General features: G+C 44.5%; 17 protein-coding genes. 12 read left to right on the top strand and 5 right to left on the bottom strand.

The window, feature by feature from the left end; translation table 11 throughout:
• Positions 1-18: 18 nt before the first annotated feature.
• The 7 genes from ABQ275_RS22780 to ABQ275_RS22750 all read left to right on the top strand — a co-directional run bounded on the left by ABQ275_RS22780 (position 19) and on the right by ABQ275_RS22750 (position 12118).
• Positions 19-2379, top strand: coding sequence for an ABC transporter permease (locus tag ABQ275_RS22780; RefSeq protein WP_349315443.1), 2361 nt, complete (start codon positions 19-21; stop codon positions 2377-2379).
• An 11-nt stretch (positions 2380-2390) separates the two neighbouring features.
• On the top strand, positions 2391-4778 hold the full coding sequence (locus tag ABQ275_RS22775) for an ABC transporter permease (RefSeq protein ID WP_349315442.1): 2388 nt from the start codon (positions 2391-2393) through the stop codon (positions 4776-4778).
• Between the two features lie 187 nt (positions 4779-4965).
• The gene (locus ABQ275_RS22770) at positions 4966-7371 is read left to right on the top strand and encodes an FtsX-like permease family protein (RefSeq protein WP_349315441.1); all 2406 of its coding nucleotides are present in this window, start codon (positions 4966-4968) and stop codon (positions 7369-7371) included.
• 42 nt (positions 7372-7413) lie between these two features.
• Positions 7414-8079 carry an ABC transporter ATP-binding protein gene (locus tag ABQ275_RS22765; protein ID WP_349315440.1) on the top strand — a complete coding sequence of 222 codons (666 nt, stop codon included), beginning with the start codon at positions 7414-7416 and terminating at the stop codon, positions 8077-8079.
• A gap of 149 nt (positions 8080-8228) precedes the next feature.
• Positions 8229-9584: a TolC family protein gene (locus ABQ275_RS22760; protein ID WP_349315439.1), complete on the top strand. Its 1356-nt coding sequence runs from the start codon at positions 8229-8231 to the stop codon at positions 9582-9584.
• 24 nt (positions 9585-9608) lie between these two features.
• Positions 9609-10982 carry an efflux RND transporter periplasmic adaptor subunit gene (locus ABQ275_RS22755; RefSeq protein WP_349315438.1) on the top strand — a complete coding sequence of 458 codons (1374 nt, stop codon included), beginning with the start codon at positions 9609-9611 and terminating at the stop codon, positions 10980-10982.
• 113 nt (positions 10983-11095) lie between these two features.
• A complete protein-coding gene (locus ABQ275_RS22750) occupies positions 11096-12118 on the top strand; it encodes an NAD(P)H-dependent glycerol-3-phosphate dehydrogenase (RefSeq protein WP_349315437.1) in 1023 nt (340 codons plus the stop codon).
• Between the two features lie 4 nt (positions 12119-12122).
• On the opposite strand, the gene ABQ275_RS22745 is transcribed toward ABQ275_RS22750, so the two are convergent.
• The gene (locus ABQ275_RS22745; protein WP_349315436.1) at positions 12123-12401 is read right to left on the bottom strand and encodes a hypothetical protein; all 279 of its coding nucleotides are present in this window, start codon (positions 12399-12401) and stop codon (positions 12123-12125) included.
• A gap of 607 nt (positions 12402-13008) precedes the next feature.
• Between ABQ275_RS22745 and ABQ275_RS22740 the strand changes: the two genes are divergently transcribed.
• From ABQ275_RS22740 to ABQ275_RS22730, 3 genes are all read left to right on the top strand, one after another.
• Positions 13009-15285, top strand: a complete 2277-nt coding sequence (locus tag ABQ275_RS22740; protein WP_349315435.1) for a glycosyltransferase — start codon at positions 13009-13011, stop codon at positions 15283-15285.
• Positions 15286-15292: 7 nt separating this feature from the next.
• The gene (locus ABQ275_RS22735) at positions 15293-15655 is read left to right on the top strand and encodes a response regulator (protein WP_349315434.1); all 363 of its coding nucleotides are present in this window, start codon (positions 15293-15295) and stop codon (positions 15653-15655) included.
• Positions 15656-15720: 65 nt separating this feature from the next.
• Complete coding sequence (locus ABQ275_RS22730) at positions 15721-17154, top strand: sigma-54 dependent transcriptional regulator (protein WP_349315433.1); 1434 nt, start codon at positions 15721-15723, stop codon at positions 17152-17154.
• Between the two features lie 64 nt (positions 17155-17218).
• On the opposite strand, the gene ABQ275_RS22725 is transcribed toward ABQ275_RS22730, so the two are convergent.
• Positions 17219-18658, bottom strand: a complete 1440-nt coding sequence (locus ABQ275_RS22725) for an ATP-binding protein (protein ID WP_349315432.1) — start codon at positions 18656-18658, stop codon at positions 17219-17221.
• Between the two features lie 72 nt (positions 18659-18730).
• Positions 18731-20164: an ATP-binding protein gene (locus tag ABQ275_RS22720; protein WP_349315431.1), complete on the bottom strand. Its 1434-nt coding sequence runs from the start codon at positions 20162-20164 to the stop codon at positions 18731-18733.
• 316 nt (positions 20165-20480) lie between these two features.
• Between ABQ275_RS22720 and ABQ275_RS22715 the strand changes: the two genes are divergently transcribed.
• Both ABQ275_RS22715 and ABQ275_RS22710 read left to right on the top strand, forming a co-directional pair.
• Complete coding sequence (locus ABQ275_RS22715; protein WP_349315430.1) at positions 20481-20705, top strand: hypothetical protein; 225 nt, start codon at positions 20481-20483, stop codon at positions 20703-20705.
• Between the two features lie 32 nt (positions 20706-20737).
• Positions 20738-21313 carry a ferritin-like domain-containing protein gene (locus ABQ275_RS22710; protein WP_349315429.1) on the top strand — a complete coding sequence of 192 codons (576 nt, stop codon included), beginning with the start codon at positions 20738-20740 and terminating at the stop codon, positions 21311-21313.
• A gap of 135 nt (positions 21314-21448) precedes the next feature.
• On the opposite strand, the gene ABQ275_RS22705 is transcribed toward ABQ275_RS22710, so the two are convergent.
• Together ABQ275_RS22705 and ABQ275_RS22700 are read right to left on the bottom strand one after the other, a co-directional pair.
• Positions 21449-22300, bottom strand: coding sequence for a helix-turn-helix domain-containing protein (locus tag ABQ275_RS22705; protein WP_349315428.1), 852 nt, complete (start codon positions 22298-22300; stop codon positions 21449-21451).
• Positions 22301-22381: 81 nt separating this feature from the next.
• Positions 22382-23929 (bottom strand): hypothetical protein, encoded by a 1548-nt coding sequence (locus tag ABQ275_RS22700; protein ID WP_349315427.1) that lies wholly within the window; start codon positions 23927-23929, stop codon positions 22382-22384.
• Between the last annotated feature and the right edge of the window lie 325 nt (positions 23930-24254).

Below are 24254 nucleotides of genomic sequence, written 5' to 3'. Positions count from 1 at the left end.
CCATTCTAAAACCACATCATGATGTTTAGAAATTATTTTCGGATAGCCTGGAGGAGCCTGCATAAAAACAGGACGTTTGCTGTGATTAATATAGCAGGACTGGCTTTCGGTATGGCTGTGTGCATGTTTATACTGTGCTGGGTACTGGACGAATATAGTTATGACCGCTTCCATAAAAACGGAAAAGATCTTTACCGCGTAGCAGCGAATGTTTCGTGGGGTAGCCTCCAGACCATGACAGCAACGCCCAGCGTGCTGGGAGATGAAATAAAGCAGGCTTTCCCCGAAGTAAGTGAGCTGGTGAAAGTGAGGGCAAACTATGATAACATGCTTTTTTCCACGGACCAGCAAACCGGTAGCGAAAGGAATGGCAGCTATGTATCGCCCAACTTCCTGGAAGTATTTGACTTCCCACTGATAGCAGGCGATCCGCATACCGCGCTGGTACAACCCAATTCAATTATTCTATCAACCACCCTTGCCAAACGTTATTTCGGTACAGACAATGCCATTGGTAAAATTATCCGGCTGGATAATGGGAGCAGCCTGCAGGTAACCGCAGTGATGAAAGAGGTGCCCGCCAATTCTTCGATGCAGTTTAAATTCCTCCTGCCTTTTGCGCTTACCCTGAAACAGAACCCCTGGTTGGAGAGGCAGGGGAGCTTTAGTATCGAAAACTATGTATTACTGAAACCGGCTACTGACTTGAAAAAGTTTGCCGCCAAACTGCGTAACATCCGTCAGAATAGTAACCCCGGCACCCATGATATCGTATGGCTGCAACCATTTGAAGACATCTACCTGCATTCCCGTTTTGAGAACGGACAGGTGGTGGGTGGCCGCATTGAATACACCCGTTTGTTCCTGATCACGGGGCTGGTGGTGCTGATCATTGCCTGTATTAATTTCATGAACCTGTCTACCGCACAGGCTTCCAGGCGCGCCCTCGAAGTAGGTGTGCGCAAAGCGATGGGAGCCAGCCGGAGATCACTGGTACTGCAATTTACCGGGGAGGCGGTCCTGATGTGTGTGATGGCTGCGCTGACGGCCGGTATAGCCGTATACTGCCTGCTGCCGGTATTTAACAATTTTACCGGGAAGCATATCGTGATTGATATACATTCTTTGGGCAGATACCTGTTTTTATTGCTGGCCGTAGTGGTTGTTACCGGCGTGCTGGCAGGAAGTTATCCGGCATTTGTATTATCCGCCTTCCGGCCGGTGAAAGTATTGAAAGGAGATATCAGCACAGGGACAGGCTCGTTCCTGTTTCGCAAAAATCTCGTTGTTGTACAGTTTGTGATCTCCTTTGTATTCATCGTTGCCAGTGTAGTGATCTACCAGCAGATGAAATATATCTATGAACGGAATACAGGGATGAACCGGGAACATATCCTCTATGTGGAGATGTCTCCCGGGTTGTTGAAGAAACAGGATGTGCTGGAGCAATCATTGCAGCAGCTGCCGGACTTAATATCTTTTACTTATAGCAGTGCGCTCCCGGTAGATATTGGTGGCATGAGTGCCGACCTGAGCTGGGAAGGCAAGCCGGAGAAGCAGATTGTGGATGCTGCGCCATTGATGATGGGCTATGGATTTATGAATACCATGGGGATTCAACTAAAGGAGGGACGCGATTTCTCTCCGTCTTTTCCGTCAGACAGCAATGCTTATATCGTGAATGAAGCAGCCGTAAGATTGATGGTGATGAAAGATCCTGTAGGAAAAGATATTAGTTTCTGGAGAGGCAAAGGGAAGATTGTGGGGGTAGTAAAAGATTTTCATTTTAAGTCCATGCATGAACAGATTATTCCCTTGATCATGATGTTGCAACCCAGGGATAACAGCTATCTTTTGTTGAAGTTGGGAAAGGGTGATCTGACTGCACAGATTGCCGCCCTCGGAAAAATTTCAGCGCAGTTAAACCCATCTTATTCATTTGAATATCATTTCCTGGATGAGCTTTACGGACAAATGTACCGCGCAGAAACCATGTTGCGCAGGCTGGCAGAATTGTTTTCCATTATAGCCGTATTGATCTCCTGTCTTGGTTTATTCGGATTATCTGTATTTACTGCCGGTCAGCGCAGGAAGGAGATAGGTATCCGGAAGATCTTAGGCGCGTCGGTCATGAACATTACTTCGTTGTTATCAAAGGATTTCCTGAAGCTGGTGGGCATCGCTATATTGATTGCCACACCTGTTAGCTGGTACCTGATGCAGCAGTGGCTGCAAAATTTTGCGTATCACATCCCGATAAGCTGGTGGATGTTTGGGCTGGCCGCATTCCTGGCGATATTGATTGCCTTGGTGACGGTGAGCTTCCAATCTGTTAAAGCCGCGCTGGGAAACCCGGTAAAATCATTAAAGACGGAATAATATTTACGTATATGCTTTTACGTTACTTCTTCATAACATTCAGAAATCTCCGGCGGCAGAAGATGTTTTCCTTCGTTAACATTGCGGGGCTGGCAGTGAGTATGATGGTATGTCTGATGGTGCTGATGTCTACCAAAAAAGATTTGAGCTATGATAAATTTCATCCGGCTACAGCGCGTACCTGGCGCATTACGTCGAAGGTGCAGCTACCGGATGGGCGTAAGTATCATATGGCAAGTGTACCGTTGGCGCTGGGAGAAGCCCTCCGCACGGATTATAGCATTATAGAAAAGCAGGTAAACATTTACGGGGTATTATCCGGAGATGTGATGATAGGAAAAAAGAAGCTGGGCATCCAGGCAGCTTTTACGGAGCCATCGTTTTTTGATGTTTTCGGTTTTAAGCTGGCAGCAGGTAACCCGGTGACAGCCCTGAAGGAACCCAACAGCATTATCCTTTCTGCGGTGGCAGCGGAACGATTTTTTGGGCATAGTGATCCGATGGGGAAAGTGATTCATACTGATAAGTTCGGCGATTATATTGTAACCGGTGTGATGGCCCCTCCTCCGGGATTATCGCACATCGCCTACGATGCATATGCATCGATGTCTACGGTACCTGCATTGGAGCAAAGCAAAGCACTGCCGGAAAGGCTGCACGACTGGAATGTTTTCCAGGATGATTATACCTATGTGGTATTGCAGCCGGGGGTAAAAGGAACCACCCTGGCGCATGCACTGGCGGGGCTGTCGCAACATTATGAACAAGGGCCGAAAGAGAACCGTACGGCAATCGTGTTTACACCGCAGGCACTCAGCAAGATCACGCCTTCCCGGGAATTGTATAATGATATTGATGTCGGGCCCCCCTGGGCAAAAATACTGGCGGGACTGGGAGTAGCCTTTGCCATTCTTTTATGTGCCTGCTTTAATTATACCAACCTGTCCATTGTACGTTCCTTGCAAAGAGCGCGGGAGGTGGGTGTACGTAAGGTCAACGGCGCCTTGCGCTGGCAGGTATTTATGCAATTTATTATAGAGTCTGTAGTCATGTGCCTGTTGTCGCTGGTACTGGCTATCGGGTTGCTGATATTGTTCCGGGAATATACTGCGTTTGGCAGGGAAATAATACCCAATGGTCGTATTGACCTTGGCCTGTTATCCTGGTTCCTGGTATTCAGCGTAGCCACCGGTGTTTTGGCCGGAATTATACCAGCATGGGCATTGTCGTCTTTTCAACCGGCCAAAGTGCTGCGAAACATGGTGGATATAAAACTGTTTGGTGGCCTGGGATTAAGGAAAACACTGATCGTTATACAATTTACTTTGTCCCTTACGGCAGTGATCTTTTTTGTAACCGTATACCGGCAGTTTTCTTTTAAAGCGGTGGTGGATATGGGATTCAACCGTGATAATGTACTGAATGTACCATTGGCAGATGTTGATTACCAGTTGATGAAAGACCGGATGATGCAGATAAAAGGAGTGGAGATGATTACAGCCAGTTCCGGAACACTGGGAATGCCGCGGCACAGCAGTTTTTGCAAAGTAAAAACAGCCAACAACCAGGACCTTGAGTTGGGATACTATGCAGCGGATGAAGATTTTTTAAAAGTAATGCACCTGAAATTGCTGGCTGGTAGCGGATTTCCAATGGCAGCGGCTAAAGAAAAAGAACAATACATCATTGTAAATGAAAAAGCAGTGAATGTAATGGGCATAAAAACACCGGCAGACGCCATCGGTAAAACGATATGGCTGTCTGATTCAGTGCAGGTGAATATAACAGGTGTGGTAAAGGATTTCAATTATCAACCTATTGAAGTACCTGTACTACCCATGGCTATACGTTTTATACCCAAAGATTTTCACCAGTTGCAACTATTGGTAGACAGGGGCAATGACGCGCAACTGATAGCCGAAGTGAAGAAATCATGGGAGGCCATGCATCCTGGTGAAATCTTTTCATCCGAATGGATGTATGACCAGTTGTACAACAGGAATAGTGGGGGAGATACGGTATCCATGCTGGGATTCCTCGTGTTTATGATCACACTGATAGCTGCATTGGGCTTGCTGGGGATGGTGTCTTACACCACTTTTATCCGTAGAAAAGAAATAGGCATCCGTAAAGTAATGGGTGCGGGTGTTACCAACCTGGTGGTATTGTTATCAAAAAATTACCTGCGGCTGATTATTATAGCCGGCGCCATTGCCTTGCCACTGGGCTATCTGGGCAGCAGCCTGTTTCTGCGGATCTTCACCCAACGGGTAAGTATCGGTGCTTTTACATTGATAGGCGGCTTTGCCGCAATGCTGTCCATAGCCATGCTGGCCATTGTTTCACAAACCTGGCGGGCCGCAAACAGCAATCCGGTAAACACTTTGAGGAACGACTAAACAAACAGCCAGCTCTTATTTCACTGCATAAAATCAGCAGGAAGTAAGCTATGGAAAGTGGTTACTTCCATAAAATAAGAGCAATAAAATTACGAGTAGAATAACAAGTGAACAGCAAACCAGGGGGTGTATTTACACACCTTGTTTTCTTTTTTCAGAATAAAATGAGATCATTTAATTTGAGTTTATGTTGACAAACTACCTGAAAATTGCGTGGAGGACTTTGCTGAAGCAAAAAGTATTTGCTGTTGTTAACATCGTGGGTATGAGTACTGCTATTTGTGCAGCTTTATTACTATCACTCACGGCCTACCGGCAATGGACATACGATAATTTTCATCAGAACGGGAAAGACATTTACCAGGTATACCGCGAAGACCATACGGCAAAGGGGATGAAGACCAGCACCAGTATGGCTGCACCACTGATGGATGTGTTGCGCAAAGAGGTAGCTGGTGTAAAACGTACTTCGCGCATAGGAGGCGGGAATATGCCGGTGCGCTATGGTAATAACCACTACTATTTTGATGTTGAAATGGTAGATGCAGATTTTTTGCAGATGTTTACCTTCCCATTGTTAGAAGGTAGCAGCACTGATGCGCTACAGCAACTTAACCAGTTGGTGATCACAAAAAAAGCCGCGTCGGCTTTATTCAAAAATGAGGAAGCTATTGGCAAAACCATCGAGGTAAATATTGAGAAAACCTGGCGCCCTTTCATTGTATCTGCTGTTGCGGATGACCTGCCGGATAATTCATCTATTACCTTTGATATGCTTTCCCGGTTTGAAAATGTTCCTGATTACCAGGAGGTCCGTAATACCTGGGATGTAGCTAACTATCCCCTTTTTGCCCAGCTGGAACCAGCTGTAGCCGCTGCCTCTTTTGAAAAAAGCACGCCGTCGGTAGTACATAAGTATTATGCAGAGAAAATTGAATCCATCAGGAAAGAAGGCAGCGCGCCGGGCAAGGAAGGAGAGCTGCTGCTGCTGAAGACCATTCCCCTGAAAGATTTTCACCTGAATCCACAAAGCAGTTTTTATAGCGGTATGAATCGTTTCTATCCCTGGTTGATGGTGATCCTGGCGGTGATGGTGATCAGCATTGCCTGTATTAATTTTATTAACCTGTCCATTGCGAGAGCGTTTACCCGTGGCAGTGAGATAGGATTGAGGAAGGCCCTTGGTGCAATGGATAAGCAATTGCTGGTGCAGTTCTGGGCGGAGGCATTCCTGTTGTGTTTTATCGCGTTGCTTTTAAGCCTGGTAATGACGGTACTGTTATTACCTTATTACAATACGGCCTTCGGGCATAACCTGAAGCTGGGATTATTTGCCAATGGCTGGTTGCTACTGGGTACCGCTGCTGCCTTCTTTGTGGTTACCTTGCTGGCAGGGGGTTATCCCGCCTGGAAGGTGGCCCGTTTCAATATCGTACAGGTGTTGAAAGGAAGGGTGAGCATGGCCCGCGGCAGCACCCTGCGCAACGGGCTTATTGTGGTACAGTTCATTGTTGCTGTACTGCTTATTAGTTGTACCACTATCATATGGCAACAGCTTGATTTCATACGTGCCACCCCGTTAGGCTATAATACCACGCAGGTGATCAGCATTCCTGTAGACAATGCTCCGCCGGCGGCATTAACAGCATTGCGCAACCACCTTGCACAATCACCGGAAGTACAAAGCGTTACTGCCGGTATGCTCAATCTTGGATTGGGAAAGGATGGCTCCAGTGGTAGATGGGTCCGGGGTTTCAGTTACAAAGGAAGGGACGTCTCCGCACAATGCATCGAAGTGGACTATGATTACAGTCAGACACTGGACCTTAAAATGATGGCTGGGCGTGACTTTTCGAGAGGCTTTGGCGCCGATACTACAGCAGTGGTGATCAACGAACAAATGGCAAAACAACTGGGCGAAAAAGAACCGCTGGGCGCCATCCTGAACATAAGTGATGCCCCCATGCATGTAATAGGCGTGGTACAGGATTATCATTATGAATCGCTACATAAAAAGATTGAGCCGCTGATGATGATTATGAACGATCCATCGGGCCTCGGCTATATTTTTGTGAAAGTACAAAGCCACAATCCTGTGGGAACGCTGAAAAATATCCAGGGAATATGGAAAGAGATCAACCCGCTGGTTGAGCATGAAGCCTCCTTCCTGGATGAAAATGCCAACAGGTTATACAAGGGTGAAGAACGATTTTCCAGGATCTTTATGAGCGGCGCCGTACTGGCGGTAATCATTTCCTGCATGGGCCTGTTCGCGATAGCGGTAATGGTGATGGCACAGCGAAGGAAAGAGATCGGGATACGGAAAGTGTTGGGCGCTTCCGTGAGCGGTATTGTGCTGCTATTGTCCAAAGACTTTCTTAAACTGGTGCTGGTGGCAGTAGTGATAGCATCGCCGGTAGCCTGGTACCTGATGCAGCAATGGTTGCAGGGATTTGAATTCCATGTACACATTCATTGGTGGGTATTTGCCGTCACTGGTGTGCTGGCAACAGGTATTGCTTTTATAACGGTCAGTATGCAGTCGGTGAAAGCGGCCATGACCAACCCGGTGAAGAGCCTGAGCCGGGATTAATAAACGGAAAAAACTACCATTCATCTTAAACAGATATCAATCATGATAGAACTACAGAAAATTTCAAAGCATTATCCGGTTGGATTTGGAAAGAACGATATATTAAAAGACATTGATCTTACTATCCACGAAGGAGAGTTTGTTTCAATTATGGGCCCGTCAGGTTCCGGTAAATCAACACTGCTGCATATTATGGGGCTGCTGGAAGAACCTTCTGAAGGACAATATCTGTTTCAGGGAGAGCGGGTAGACAGGATGAATGAAAAGAAACGTACCCAGCTGCACCGGGGCGCCATAGGTTTCGTTTTTCAGGCCTACCACCTGATTGACGAGTTGACCGTATACGAAAACATTGAAACCCCTTTACTGTATAAGAACATCCCGGGAGCTGAAAGAAAAAGCCGGGTGGCGGATGTCCTGGATCGCTTTAACATGGTGGCCAAGAAAGACCTGTTCCCCAGCCAGTTATCCGGCGGACAACAACAGCTGGTAGGCATTGCCCGTGCCATTGTGGGCGAACCCCGCGTGATCCTGGCGGATGAACCTACCGGGAACCTGCATTCTGACCAGGCCAAAGTGATTATGCAGCTTTTTAAACACCTGAATGATCAGGATAAGATCACCATTATCCAGGTTACCCATTCTGATGTGAATGCCACCTATGGTAACCGTATTATCCAGATCCGTGATGGACGTATACAAGGGTAAGAAAGGCGGGTCTCTTTTGAAAAATCTGTAAAAAAAAGATTATGTTGTACACTCAATTAGTGGAGTATGATGCCATACCTACTAAAATTTTGCCTTCTATCAAGAAGGGTGGAAAAGTATCATTACAATTATTATATTTTTGGCATGCTATGAGAATATCCCAAATCGCAGGAATTTTCCTGGTTTTATTCATGTTTGCTAACATAACACCAGCTGTAGCGCAGGATACGTGGAGTTTGCAACGCTGTGTTGATTATGCGCTGCAAAATAATTTACAGGTGAAACAGCAGGTATTGCAGAAACGCTTGTCTGAACTCACTTTGCAACAAAGTCGCCTTGGCTTGCTTCCTAATGTAAACGGAAGCATAGGCGCCGGCTACTCAGATGGTAGAACACCCAGTTTGCAGACCAACGGCTATGTAAGTCAGTCCATATTCAGCAGCCAGGGAAATCTGAATTTGAGCGGAGATCTTTTTAACTGGTTCAGCAAACAGAATACAATCGCCGCCAACAAACTGGATGCGGAATCAAATAGTTTTCTGTTACAAAAAGCAAGAAACGACCTCGCCTTTAATGTAGCTACCGCTTTTTTACAGATCCTGCTTAATAATGAACAGGTGAAAGTGAATGAGGTACAGGTAAAACTGACCACCTCTAACCTGGAAAATACAAAGAAACTGGTGAATGCCGGTTCAGTACCGGAAAGCAATCAGGCCGATCTGGAAGCACAGCTGGCACAGGATAGTACCAGCCTGGTAACTGCCCAGAATAATGTGATCCTGTCTGTATTGCAAATGAAAGCATACCTGAACCTGGGCTTTGACATTCCTTTTCAACCGGAAATCCCGGAAAATGTTGCTAGCCTGACAGTGGCCCCCCTGGCAGAAATGGCCCCGGAAATGGTATACAGCGTAGCATTAACAAACTATCCCCTGGCAAAGTCAGATGAACTCAGGATCAGGAGCGCAGAAAAAATGCTGAAAGCTAACAAGGCGCAATTATATCCCCGGTTGACCATCAACGGTAGTTTATCTACCAATTATGCGAACAATTTTGAGGATATTGCATCAGGAAAATTAATGCCATTCGGAAAACAGCTGGATAATACCTTCTATAAAACGATAGGACTGGGAATAAGCATCCCCATTTTTAATGGCGGCCAACAACGTACCACCGTTGCCAAATCGAAAGTAAATCTTTATAACGAACAGCTGACCCGTGACATCGATAACCAACAATTAAAGCAGGATATTTATACCGCACATGCCAACGCGGTAGCAGCATTACAGAAATACAACGCATCTTCTACCGGAGTTATGGCCGCGCAAAAAGCTTACGACTTTGCTACCAAACGCTTTAACCTCGGACTGTTGAATACGATTGACTACATTACAACGCAGAGTAAATTATTCAGAGCGCAGATAGATAAAGTTTCTGCCCAGTACGATTATATATTTAAAATGAAATTGCTGGAGTTCTACAGAGATCAAAAAATATCCCTGTAATACGTCCGGGAAATAAACTGCTTTATGAAGAAAAAGACACTTTATTGGCTCATAGGCATTATTGGTTCACTTGTTATTTTGCTCGTGGTGTTAAAAGCATCAGGAGTTATTGGTAAGGAAGAAGCACTAAAAGTTGCTGTAGACAAAGCATCCAGGAATAATATTATTGAAGTGGTTACTGCCAGCGGGAAAATTTTCCCTGAAATAGAGGTAAAAGTAAGCTCCGATGTATCTGGCGAAATCACCGAATTAACAGTGCTGGAAGGCGACTCTGTAAAAAGGGGGCAGGTACTGGCACGCATATACGGAGATATTTATGGCTCCATGGTTGATAAAGCAGTTGCTTCTGTGAGCCAGTCGCAGGCACAGCTGGCCAATACAGCCGCCGCACTCAACTCCTTCAAAGCAAGGCTGGATCAGAACAAGGCAGCATACAACCGTAATAAGGAATTACTGGCACAGAAAGTAATTTCCAAGGTAGAATTTGAAACATCAGAAGCTACCTATCTCGCATCCCTGGCGGATTACAATGCTGCGGTACAACAAATAAACAGTAATAAATTTGGCGTACAGAGTGCACAGGCCAATTTGAATGAAGCCAATAAAAACCTGGGACGTACCACTATCACCGCTCCTATGAGCGGCATCATTTCCCTGCTGTCTGTAAAAAAAGGGGAACGTGTAGTAGGTACTGCACAGATGACCGGTACAGAAATGCTGCGTATTGCTGATATGAACGCCATGGAAGTACAGGTAGATGTAGGAGAGAATGATATCCCGAAAGTTAAATACGGCGATACCGCCATCATTGAAGTAGATGCGTATAATAACCGTCACTTCAAAGGCATTGTTACACAGATTGCCAGTTCCAGCAAAGGAGCGGCTACGGCTACCGGCACCACTTCAGCAGAGCAGGTGACCAGTTATATCGTACATATCCGCATCCTGACCAGCAGCTACCAGGATCTGATAGATCCCTCACAGCACAAATATTTCCCATTCCGGCCGGGTATGAGCGCCAGCGTGGATATTCAAACCAGGCATGAAAATAATGTACTGGCAATACCCATCAATGCGGTAACTACCCGTGATGCGGATTCCACCAACGGTGGTGATAAGAAACCTGCTGCGCAGGATAATACCACACCTGGTTCCGCTGCCAGCACCAAACCCGATGTCAATGAAGTGGTGTTTGTTTTGCAGAAAGACAACACGGTGAAAATGGCATCTGTAAAAACAGGTGTGCAGGATGATGCCAATATTCAGATCCTTTCCGGACTGAAAGAAGGGGATCAGGTGATCAGCGCCCCTTACAGTGCCGTATCGCGCACGCTCGCCAATGGTAAAAAGGTAGAAGTGGTGCCGAAGGCCAAACTTTTTGAAGGACAGCCTAAATAGCTATCAGTAACTGGTTTTAAAGTAAATGCAGCCGCCGGATGAACGCAATCCGGCGGCTGCATTTTTCCTGATAGCTATTTTCATTACCTTGCGTAAAAATTTGCACTGTGAGCATGGGTAACAGCATAGGTATTATTGGGAGTGGTAGCTGGGCAACAGCATTAGCAAAGATATTGACAGATAACGGGCATCATATCCACTGGTGGATCAGGAATGACGATACTATCCGTCATATCCAGCTTCGTCATCACAACAAGCACTATCTCACATCTGTATATTTTGATACAAGCCTGCTGACGCTCAGCAGTGATTTGCAGGCAGTTGTAGCTGCCTGTGATGAGCTGGTGCTGGCAGTGCCCTCCGCATTCCTGGAAGAGGTGCTGGGCCGCTTACCGGCTACCGCCCTGCAAAATAAAAGGATTATCTCCGCCATTAAAGGATTGGTTCCCGGCAGGAATATACTCATCAACGAATACCTGGAGCAGTTTTTCCAGCTGCCGGCCACGCAATATTTTACACTCACCGGTCCATGCCATGCAGAAGAAGTTGCCAATGAAAAATTGTCTTACCTGACTTTCTCCGGTGTTCACCAGGAACAGGCACAGGAAGTGGCCGACAAGTTTGCCAGCAGCTATCTGCAAACGATCGTAAATACGGATATGATAGGCGTGCAGCTGGCTGCAGTGCTTAAAAATATTTACGCAATGGGCGCAGGCATAGCCCACGGACAAGAATACGGAGATAACTTCCTGAGTGTATTTATTACCAACTGTTACCGGGAAATGCAAACTTTCCTGGAGCGGTATGAAGAGCAGAAAGCGATGGTGCAGGGTACGCCGGTGGTTTTGCATAACTATAGCGCCAGTGCCTATCTGGGCGATCTGCTGGTAACCTGTTATTCGCTGCATAGCCGTAACCGTACTTTCGGCAATATGATAGGAAAGGGCTATAGTGTAAAAGCTGCCCAGCTGGAGCTGAGTATGATTGCAGAAGGATATTACGCCAGCAAATGCATATATGAAATGAACAGGGAGATAGGCGCTTATATGCCGGTAGCACAAGCGATATATGCCATTTTATGGCAGCAGGTACATCCTTCGGAAGCTTTTCTGTCCCTTGAAAAAGGATTTATTTAAACGGCTAATAGTCGTCATAGTTCTCATAATCATCTTCTCCCACTTTTTGGATCGCTTTCGTATTGGGAAAGTATTGTTTGATGACATCGGAAATCCGCTGGAATAGGTAGTCGCTTAATACCGGACCTTCATAATGTTCCAGTTCATTTGTTACGTCGGAAATGGCGTATTCAGTAATGTCCCGGTCTATAATTGCCTGGAACCTTCTTTCTTTAGGCACCTTTCTTACCTTGATTTTTATCGGGATGCCATCCACATTCAAAGTAAACGTTATGTTTCGCATAATGCGTGGTATTGTTTAATGCGGTGAAAAATGGAGCTGTTTATTTTTCTGCACTTGCTGTATTTCCAGTGGTTAGGGCTGGAATCTTGGTTATTATAGCTAAAATAAACAAGTTTGGACAATTAGCAATAACAAAATTGAATATTTTAATAAATAAAAAAATATTATAAATGTGCAAGCTTTCATTTTGGTTGCTGCTTCATTTTGCTGATAAAAATGCCGGATAGGAGATACGCCTGCTAATCATTGTCCCAGCTATAAAGCCGGGACCACTTAATAATAATTCAATCTGTACGCAAATGGATATTTGCAGCAGGTAATAAGACCAAAGTCTTCGTTATTATGGATAACTCATGATGGTATAAATGTAAATAAATAGGATTATACAATTTGTGAATGAAATCTTAACGAAACCCTAGATAACAAAATAAAAAGGGCGTCTACATTTGGGGAGTGTACCTTTGAACTGTGGAATATTTTCCACACTCCCGGCTGAGCTGATCCGTTGTAAGTCAATAGAACTGTCTTGGATTGATATTTGAAATTAACCCAGTCCCGGATCGTGGCAGCGATCAGGAGGGAGAATGTGCCATAAAATTTTTTACAAATGAATAAAACCTTGCTTTTTGTTTCATCCTTTCCGCCGCGCGAATGTGGTATTGCCACTTTTGCACAAGACCTGGTGAACGCGCTTCACAAGAGCTTTGCGGGAAAATTGAATATTGAGATCTGTGCATTGGAGGAGGCGGGTAAGCCATTAACCAATAAACAGGCGCCAGTCACCTACTCGGTGAACACGTTTGATATTGATAGTTGTATTTCTTTTGCTCAACAAATAAATGATAATGATAAAATAGACCTCGTTTGTTTTGAACATGAATTTGGATTGTACGGTGGAGAATACGGTCATAACTTATTAGCTATGTTATCCTTGCTGGATAAGCCTTTTATAGTACGGTTCCATACGGTACTGCCGTATCCCGATCTTAAATGCACCAAAGTGGTTAGCCTGATAAGCGCCCTCGCATCCAAAGTACTGGTGATGACACAGTCATCCGCCGGTTTGCTGCGCGATGTATATCATGTACCGGCTGAGAAGATTGTACACATTCCTCATGGTACCCACGCCCACATTGTTGAAGATGTACAGGCGCTGAAAAAAGAATACGACCTGGAAGGTAAAATGGTGCTCAGCACCTTTGGCCTCCTCAGTGAAAATAAAGGACTGGAAACCGGTATCCGGGCGATGAAAGATATCGTGAAGGAATACCCCGATGCGGTTTACCTGGTACTGGGAAAAACACATCCTGTCATATTTTCACGCGAAGGGGAAAAATACCGTGCATCCCTGGAAGAACTGGTGAAAACATTGGGGCTGGAAAATAATGTAAGATTTGTCAATTCATATCTTTCCTTAACATCATTATTGGATTATTTATCACTCACTGATATTTATCTTTTTACATCCAAAGATCCGCATCAGGCAGTAAGTGGCACATTTGTATATGCCATGAGCGCCGGTTGTGCAGTTATCTCCACCGCCTTTGTACAGGCCAGAGAAATGCTGGACGATAACTGCGGATGTTTGATCGACTTCAATAACTCCGATCAACTGGCGGTAGCCGCCAGGCGTTTGCTGGGCGATCCTGCACTGCGCCGCACAATGAGCAGCCGTGCTATTGAAAAAACACGCAGCTCTATCTGGGATAATGTTGCCATCGCGCATATGTCGGTGATCAGCGAAGTATTATCTGAAGAAAAAATCCTGTTACCAAATCTGCCACCGCCATACCTGGATCATATTGATCGTATGACAGACGAATTTGGCATGTTGCAGTTTTCAAAACATGACGTGCCTGATCCGGATTTCGGCTACACGCTGGATGATAACGCCCGTGCGCTTATCGCCATGTGTATGTATAGTACAGAAATGAAATCCAGCAGCTTCGTAAATGCTTTGGCGCGCAAATATGTTGACTTTATAACGTATTGCCATAAACCTTCCGGAGGCTTCCTGAACTATGTGGATATTGAAGGCAACTTCACTGAAATGAATGACGAAGTAAACCTGGAAGATGCCAACGGCCGTGCAGTATGGGCGCTGGGTTACACGCTCAGTTCACACAGGCACCTGCCTTTTGATATTGTACAGGATGCCTACGTATTGTTCAGATCATGTATGAGCTGGATGGCTGCTCTTACGTCCCCACGGGCCATTGGTTTTGTGATCAAGGGATTGTTTTATTCCCTGCATTACAGAAAAAACAGCGAGGCAGAAGCTATCCTGAAAGTGTTGGCCGCTAAATTGCAGTCATCCTATATGCAGGAAGCAGATGAAACCTGGCAGTGGTATGAATCCGCGCTCACCTATGGCAATGCTGTATTGCCGGAAGCGATGATGATGGCCTACCAGGTAACCGGTATAGCAGCATACAGGAAAACATCGGAAGATAGTCTTGCTTTCCTTTGCCGCAAAACATTTACTGATAGTCACATGAAAGTGATCAGCAATAAAACCTGGTATCACCGGTATAATACCACAGATCATCCTGAAGAAGGAGGTGAGCAATCAATAGAGGTGGCTTATACCATGCTGGCACTTCATACTTCTTATAACACTACAAAAAACCACTCGGATCTTGAAAAAATGCGCATCGCTTTCAGCTGGTATCTTGGTAATAATCACTTGAAACAGTTGATTTATAACCCGCTTACATATGGCTGTTACGATGGTTTGGAGAAAAACAATGTCAATCAGAACCAGGGAGCCGAATCGACCGTGTGTTACCTGATTGCCCGCCTTTTGATGGAACAATGGAACAAGCATAAATATGTTACAGCGAAACAAGACAGTGCTGCCACCGCAAGAATCGGTGCCAACTGATGCTATAATGAAAGGGCCTTGTATATTAATTATTGATGACGAACCGGACATATGCAGGTTATTGCAACTGAGCCTCGTAAGACATGGATATACTGTTAAGTATGTACATCGGCTGGGTGAAGGTTTGCAATATCTGCAACAACAGCAACCGGATCTGCTTTTTCTGGATATCCACCTGCCTGATGGTTCAGGACTGGACGCCTTACCGATAATAAAAAAGAATTGCCCTACCTTACAGGTAATTACAATCAGCGCCTATGACAACGGCCTCGAGAAGCAAAAAGCACTCAGTTCAGGCGCAGCATTTTTCCTGGCGAAACCGTTTAGCGTAAAGCATGTCGACGAATTAATAGGTAGTATAAAAAGTTAGGACACCTCCGGTTTTATATTAGTAATTTTATAACGTTGATGCCAAATACCACATATTAAAGAGATATGAAAAATATTCTTATTATAGATGATGAAATCAATATCTGTACACTCCTGAGCAAATTTCTGAGCAAACATGGTTTTGACGTAGACACTACCATGACGGGAGGGGCGGCATTGAAAATGATGAAGGAGAAAACCTTTGACCTCGTACTATGTGATTACAGGTTAAAAGATACAGACGGTGCACAGTTGTTGCAGGATATCCGTCTGATCAACCCCCGTACCATCGTTATTATAATTACCGGCTATACCGATGTACGCGTAGCCGTGGAAATGGTGAAGAATGGTGCTTACGATTATCTCTCCAAACCGTTATATCCTGATGAAATTCTGAGTCTCGTACACAAGGCATTTGCTCACAAGGAATCTGAAGAGGAACGCCTGGCAGTACGGCCTGTAGAAACCGGCAGTGCCCCCGAAGCAAGGGAAACACTGCTCTCCCGCAATCAAAACGATAAGAACGATAAATATGTATACGGCGAAAGTGAAGGCGCCAAAGAACTGTTCCGGCAGATAAAACTGGTAGCACCTACTGATTACAGCGTAATCATCTTTGGTGAAACCGGTACCGGTAAAGAATCCGTTGCCCATCTTATTCATCATCACAGCAAGCGTAATGAACAACCCTTTGTGGCACTGGATTGTGGTAGCCTTTCAAAAGAACTTGCTGCCAGTGAACTGTTTGGCCATGAAAAAGGCTCCTTCACCGGTGCTATCAATACCAAAATAGGCGCCTTTGAACAGGCCCAGGGTGGTACCTTATTCCTCGATGAAATCTCTAACCTGTCATATGATATACAGGTAGCGATGCTTCGTGTACTACAGGAAAAAATGATCCGCAGAGTAGGCAGCCTGAAAGAAATCCCCGTTGATGTACGCATCATCGTGGCGTCTAATGAAAAGTTGTCAGAATCTGTACAGCGCGGCAAATTCAGGGAAGACCTGTTTCATCGTTTCAATGAATTTACCATCTATATACCGCCATTAAGAGAACGCGTTGGTGATCTGCAATTATTTGTTACCTCTTTTGTAAAACAGGTAGAGAGAGAGCTGGATAAATCATGCGGAAAAATTTCTCCTGAAGTGTGGGAATGTTTTCAGCAGTATAGCTGGCCGGGTAACATCCGGGAATTGAAAAATGTGATCAGACGCGCCTGCCTGCTCACACCCGAAATGCAGGAAATAACAATGGTAGCCTTGCCACTGGAAATGAAGGAAGCCTTTATGCAGGGACCGGAAGAAAATCATTTGAGTGGCGAACTGGCCATTATGGTGAATGACAATGATCTTAAAACCGTTGCATTACAGGCAGAATATAATAAGATCATTAATGTGCTGAAAGAAGTGAAATATAATAAAACCAAAGCTGCACAGTTACTCAATATTGACCGCAAAACATTATATAACAAGTTGCGGTTATTGAATATTAACTACTAATTACCTTTCAGAATATTAATAAAACAGCATGTCTCTACGGGGCATGCTGTTTTTAGTTTAAGGACTATTGTGCGGGTAATGTTATCGTAAATATGGTGCCGGTTCCCTGCTCACTATCTACATGTATGGTTCCTTTGTGATTCAACAGGATGTTTTGTGTACTCGTCAATCCAAGTCCGGTACCTTTGGCTTTGCTGGTATAAAAAGGATCAAACAAGCGTGCCAGCTTGTCTTCCGGAATACCCATACCGTTGTCGGCAACCTGTACCTGGGCCCTTCCCTGATTACGTTTAGTCGTAATAGTTAGTATTCCTTTTCCGGGCGCCATGGCTTCGATGGCGTTGATAATAATATTCAACAAGGCGATTACAACTTTTTCTTCGTCTGCATTTACCAGTACATCCGGTACTACCAGGTTTTTCTGCAGGCTTATTTCATGCAGCTGCAGGCGATCCTGCGCCAGTTGAAGGGCGTTTTCTATCAGGGTATTAATACCGTATATGGCAGGATGCAGTTCCATCATGCGGGTGCTGTGCAACAGTTCCGTAATCAGCTGGTTAATGCGGCTGCAGTTACGTTCGATGATATCCGTATACAGATTGGAATCTTCGCTGGCCAGCACTTCTTCTTCTTCCTTAAACTGGCTGACAGCCAGCAGTATATTGGTAAGCGGGTTTCTTACTTCATGTGCTATCACGCGCGCAATACGGCCGGTGATCACAAATTTTTCCTGGTGTTGTTTTTCCTGTTCTTCTCTTTTCTTGTCTGTAATATCCTGTATCACACAGAGGAATATCTGTGCGGCTTCATCCAGCATAACAGCGTTGATGAGTACCACCAGCTTTTTACCTTCCTGTGTTTTGAATTCGTATTCCTGTGTACCGGTAATACCATCAGAGCAGATGTTGTTGAGGAATTGTTCACTCTGTTCCTTTGACAGAAAGAGATCGCGGAGATGGAGCCGCAGGATCTCCTCTTTGGAATAGTGCATTATTTTTAATGCAGCAGGGTTGGCATCTACGATGTTTTTATCGCAATCTGCCAGGATGATGAGATCATGTGCTTTTTCAAAGATGCCGTAGTATTTCTTTTCACTTTCTTCGATGCTGCGCAGGTGGCTGTATTCATCTAATGCATAACGGATGGATCTTTCCAGCAGGTCGGCCGTAATCTCTCCCTTTACAAGATAATCATAGGCACCGGCTTTCATGGCCTCCCGGTCAATGGCATAATCCCCCTTACCAGTGAGCATAATCACGGGCATCTGGTATTGCATTTCCTGAAAATGGTGAAGGATATCTATACCTGTATTAGGTCCCAACCTGTAATCTACCAGGAATATGTCATGTGTTCTGCTTTCAATGGCATTGATTCCTTTTTGGAAAGTAGGTGCCCATTCAAGGGTATATTGTCCGGGAGATATGTCTCGGAGTAATTCTGTTACCAGGAAAAAGTCATCTTCATCATCGTCAATCATCAGTATTTGTATCGGTCGCTCGCTCATCTGAAATGATTAGAAAGTTGGGCAATGTAGCATCCCCGCTTTTACAGCAATAAAAGTGCTAATCTTTTATATTCAGATATGTTCTTCTGTATTTGTTTGAGTGAGCGGTAATATTATTACAAAAGTGGCTCCCTGGTCGGGGTAGCCATAAGCCATGATAAAGCCGTTATGGCTGTCTACAATCTTTTTACAGATGGCCAGGCCGATACCGGTTCCGGTATACTCGCTGATGCCGTGTAACCGCTGGAAGATGAGGAAGATGCGCTCTGTGTAAGCCTGGTCAAAGCCTATGCCGTTATCTTCAATATTGATCCGGCAAAAGGTGGTTTCCCAACGGTTTTCTTTTACTATTCCCAGCTCTTTACCCTGTACGATCTGATGATGGATATTAATTTGTAATGGTCTGTCGGGGCTGGCAAACTTGATGGCATTGGCCAGCAGGTTCTGAAAAAGCTGGTGGAAAGAGGTGTCGCTCCCTTCAATTACGGGGAGCTGGTCATATTTTACGGCTACATTCTTTTCTTCCAGGGTGACTTCCAGGTCGCTGAGCACCTCCTGGAGCAATACGTTCATATCCACCCTGGTAATGCTTTCCGGCGTAATACGGCCGGCGCGCGAAAAAACCAGGAGGTCGTTGATCAGTACACGCATCCGGGAAACGGCTGATACCATGCGGTCTATCAGCTGGGTGGCATCCGGCGGCAGCTGCTCCCTGTATTTCATTTGCAGCCGGTCGCTGAAGGTGGATATTTTGCGCAGTGGCTCCTGCAAATCATGAGAGGCTACATAAGCAAACTGCTCCAGTTCCTGGTTGGTTTTATTCAGGAGGGAAATATTCTGTTGCAGATCCCGCTGATAGGATTTCATCCTGCTCTCAATATGCAATTGTAGTTTAATCTCTTTTGTTAGTGTGATATAGGAGTAGATACCAATGAAGATGGCTACCAGCGAAGAAATGAAGATCACCGGCACCCACAGGACCGAGAAAAAATGAAACAGCTTCGACTTTTCATGTACCTGGGTTTCTTCAATGTGCAACATATCCTGCACTTTCCGGTCCAGCCGGTCCATCGATCGCTCTCCTTCTTTCACAGAATTTCGTTGCTTGTCGGAAGTAACTTTCTTTTCACCCGTCAGCAATTGCCGGTATTTAATATTCAGTAAGTCCCGGAGGGTGTCCAGGTGCCGCTGTTGTACCGGGTTTTCGGCGGTTACCTTACGTAGCAGGCGGTATTCCCTTTCAATGCTTATACTCCTTTCCTGCATGCTCGGGTTCAGGAAGGAACTGTCTTTTGTAAGGTTATATCCCCTGATAGCGGCCTCCGCATCCTTCAGCTGCCGGGTAATCACTTCCAGCCGCTTGGATACCTCTATCGCATGATTAAGCCTGCTTGCATTCTCCAGCAGATTTTTGGCTACCAGGTAGGAAAAAATGGATGCAATCACGATGACCGTAAATGCAATGAAAAAACCGATGCGTATTTTTTTATGTACTGAAAAATGCATTTGAATCTACAAGATTTCTGAGAAAGCATTTGAAGTTACTATTTCTGTATCAGAAAATTGATTAAATGACATCGATATTTTTCGTGAAGGGCTGTCTGAGCAACAATTTCCACAGTATGCGCGCGATTTCTACGACATATACGAACGCGGCGGGAGTGGTGCTGAAATGAATGAAAATGATCTCCTTTGTTGCCCCGAAAGATACGCCTGTAAAGCTTTCCCTACCTGCACACCCGGTGAAGTAAAGTGCATGTTACGGCGTTGGAATGAACTTTGATTTTCTATCTGTAGTTCTTTACCAATAAAATTGTGAGTTATGAACAATCCGGACAAGAATAAGCAGCCTATTCAGGACCCAGCTTCGCCTGATAAACAACAACCTGGTAAGAGCGATCCTACGCCCGTACAACCGCCACCGGATAAACCGGAAATAGACCCGATACCGGAAGAGGTGCCGGACAGGGATGTTCCCAGGAAACCTGCGGACCCGCAGGCCAAACCAGCTGAACAAGCATTTGAAAGACAAACCCCCGGAGAATAACAATTCATTTAACCTTAAAAAATTAAATCACCATGCCCACCGCAAGAACTGCCGCTAACGGCACCGCAAAGAACGTTGCCGCCAAAACAAATGGTAAAGCAAATGAAAGTATGCCCAACTCTAAATTTCATCAACTGTTCATGGAAGAACTGAAAGACATTTATTGGGCAGAAAAGAACCTCGTTAAAGCATTGCCTAAAATGCAGAAAGCAGCTACTTCATCAGCATTGATAACTGCTATTGCTAATCATCTGGAAGAAACAAAAGGTCATGTTACCCGACTGGAAGATATTTTTGAAATGATGGGAAAGAAGCCACAGGCAAAGAAATGCGAAGCCATGGAAGGATTGATAGCAGAAGGCCAGGAAGTAGTGGATGATACAGATGAAGATACTGCTGTAAGAGACGCCGGCATTATTATCGCCTCACAAAAAATTGAACACTATGAAATTTCTGCCTATGGTAGTTTACGCACATTAGCAAACGTGATGGGGCATAAAAATGCTGCGAAACTGTTGGGAGAAACCTTGCAGGAAGAAAAAGATGCGGATAGCCTGTTGACAGAAGTAGCAGAAACTACTGTAAATGCGGAAGCTGCAAGCGAATAGTGATGTAAGGAAGAATGGTTTGTTTAATTGTAAATAGAAAACTGCAAAAAAGGCCCTGTAATAATTTGCAGTGGCCTTTTTTAAATCCAGGAAAATGGAGGTTTTAAAAGATGTCTGTTTTTTAAACTGTCATCATTACGCCAGCATTCGGCTCTGAGGACCAGGTGCAATAGCCGCTTGAAAACTGATCGTTTGAAGATATTGCATCGGCGTTTGACCCGCAAAAAAACGAAATTCGCTGATAAAGTGAGATTGATCATAAAATGCAAACAGCACCACAATTTCCCACCAATCGGTACAGTGGTTTTCGTCAATGTACTGTCTGGCCTGGTTAAACCGAAGGAGGCGTTGGTACATTTTGGGCGTCATACCGATTTCTGATTTAAAGGATCTTTCTAAGGTGCTGGGACTGGTATTGGTTGCTTTTTGAAGCATTTTTACACTAATCCCCGCGGCATTATTCTTCAAAATAGATACCGATTCCAGAATATGCGATTTATTCTCCTTTTTTCTCTTGGCGGCCTTTAGGTATAAATAGTTATCAATCAGTCGAAGGGCAGTAGACTGATCTTTGGCTGCAATTAATTGTTCATGCAGCTGGTTAATTTCTGTACCAAAAATTGTTTCTGCATCCACAATCTGATCGGTGAAACTATCCAAATCAATACCGGTAAGTCGAAAAACACCGGTTGGTGTAAAGTTTACGGCAATGAGATCTACATTCAGGGAACTGCTAACCAGTGTGCTGGAGGAGATAGCTTGTCCAACAAAATAAACTTTATGCTTTAGGTCTACGGTTTCTTTTTTGACAAAATTAATATCATCAAGTGGACGAATGTTAAAAATCAAGCCCTGAAATATGGGGGAGAAGTTGGCGAAAACAAAGGGGCCGCTAAGCTGGGCGCTTTTTATTCTGTAATGCGTCACCATTCCTTTTAAACTTGCATGCGGCAATATTTCGGTGTATTTCAAAAAATCTATGTTCATCGATTCGGTTGAAACAAATAAAAAAAACCTGCTACTCTTTCCTAAAAGTAACAGGTTTTTGTAATAAAAAAAATAGGGGACTTAATTATAAACAATCGTAACAGTGAAAGGCCGGTCGGTTCCCGTTATCTTAGTCGGGAAATTAGGATGATGATCGTTATTAAACTCGTAGGTGAAAGCCATGTCCAGCAAGGTAGTTCCGTCTTGCTTTGCCAATGTTCTGGTCGGATTGTTTTTTCTGCCAATAACATCCTCGGCACCCATGTTATTACCCAAAGGAATGCCTGCTAAAAATTCTATTTCGGCCCAGCCGGTTACATTGAAAAAAGGTGATTTTTTAGCATCGTAAGATATACTTACTTCCGTGTCGCCGCTTGTCACTTTTATCACATTGCCATTCGCATCAAGTTCCAGATTAATCAACTCTCCGGCAGCTGTCCAGGCATCATTTTCGTATTTATAATCAGCAAGGGTGAGCACTGTATTGGAGGTATAGGTATATCTTAATTGGCTTTCTGCTTTGCCGGAGCGGTATTGGGTTACGCTGGTTGGGCGTTTGGTAGTTGCATCATATTCAAACAGCTTATAGTTGTCTCCCCCACCGTTCGATCCAAAATCTATTTTGACAATGCGGTCGCCATCGTATTGATAGGTCTGTGTACTTCCGTTTTTACTGTTCTTGATTTGATCTATTTTTTTGCTGTTTGTTTGATAAGTAATGGTTGTGGTTTCGTCCGCTCCGGTATCACTAGTCATCGTCAATTCAAGTGGCAAGCGATTTTCCTCGTCATCTCCGGGTTCTCCCGATTGAGTAGCATAACTGATGACAACTGTAAACTTTGTTCCTGCATTTTCCTTTCCGGTTATCTTAGTTGGGAATTTTGGATGTTGATTATCATTAAATTCGTTCGTGAATGTTATATTCAATAATGGAGTACCATTATCGGTTGCCGTTGTTTTGTTGGGGTTATTTCTTCTTGCCAGCACATCTTCAAAAACAAGGTTTTCACCGAAAGGAATGCCTCCTGTAAGGCGGATTTTAGACCAACCGGTAACGTTCAGGAAGGGAGCATTTTTATCATCGTACGATAGGTCTACCTTAAGTCTGCCATTTTCAGCTTTCATCAAATTGCCTTTGTTATCAAATTCCAGATTAACGGGGTCTTCGGCCTGCTCCCACTTATTGTTTTTATATTTAAATTCCACCACCTGCATCTTGTTGCTGGACGGATAAGTATATTCGTTCTTACCTGCCGGCTGGGATGATCGATAATGCGTTTCGCGGATCAGGTCATTATTTTGATATTCGAATTTTGTGTAGTTACTCCCATCCGTATTATAATCAATTTTCTCGATCAGATCTCCGGTATAGTGGTAAATCTCTGCACCATTCTGTGTTGTTATACGATCTATTTTCTTGCTATCAGGGAGATAGGTAATGCTAAAAGTTGTTGATTGTCCGGTTTCATTCGTCATCACCACCTTCCCGGGCAATGCATCTCTTTCTGCTTCCGGTGGGGCTTCTACCCCTGGTTTTCCAGGCGGTTCGGCGTCAGGATTGTTTGAGTCTTTTTTACATGATGCCGCTATCATGACAAAAGCAGCAAGGACTACAGTTAGTTTTCTCATCTCTGTCTATATGTTAAATGGTTGGTGAATATGGTTTCATTCGGACCCATGTTGCATATAGAATTTATGAGAACAAACCATTTTTCCGTTCAAATAAGGAGTTTGCAGTCACCGTGTCTTATAGTTCTTTACAATAGGGATCTTCACTTGTCAAAATTAAATAGTGCTGCGCTGCTATTATAGGAAAAAAACATCATTTTGTGTCTAATGTAGGCCCCATTGCCAGGACGCTACCCGGTAAGAAAAGAAAAAGGCCCTGCAATATAATTTGCAGTGGCCTTTTTAAACCCCGGAAAATATGTAAAAACAGGCGTAAAATGAGTGT

This window comes from Chitinophaga sp. MM2321, from assembly GCF_964033635.1.
GTDB lineage: Bacteria > Bacteroidota > Bacteroidia > Chitinophagales > Chitinophagaceae > Chitinophaga.
The sequence above is the reverse complement of the archived record's forward strand: the minus strand, read 5'-3'. Positions and strand labels throughout refer to the sequence as shown.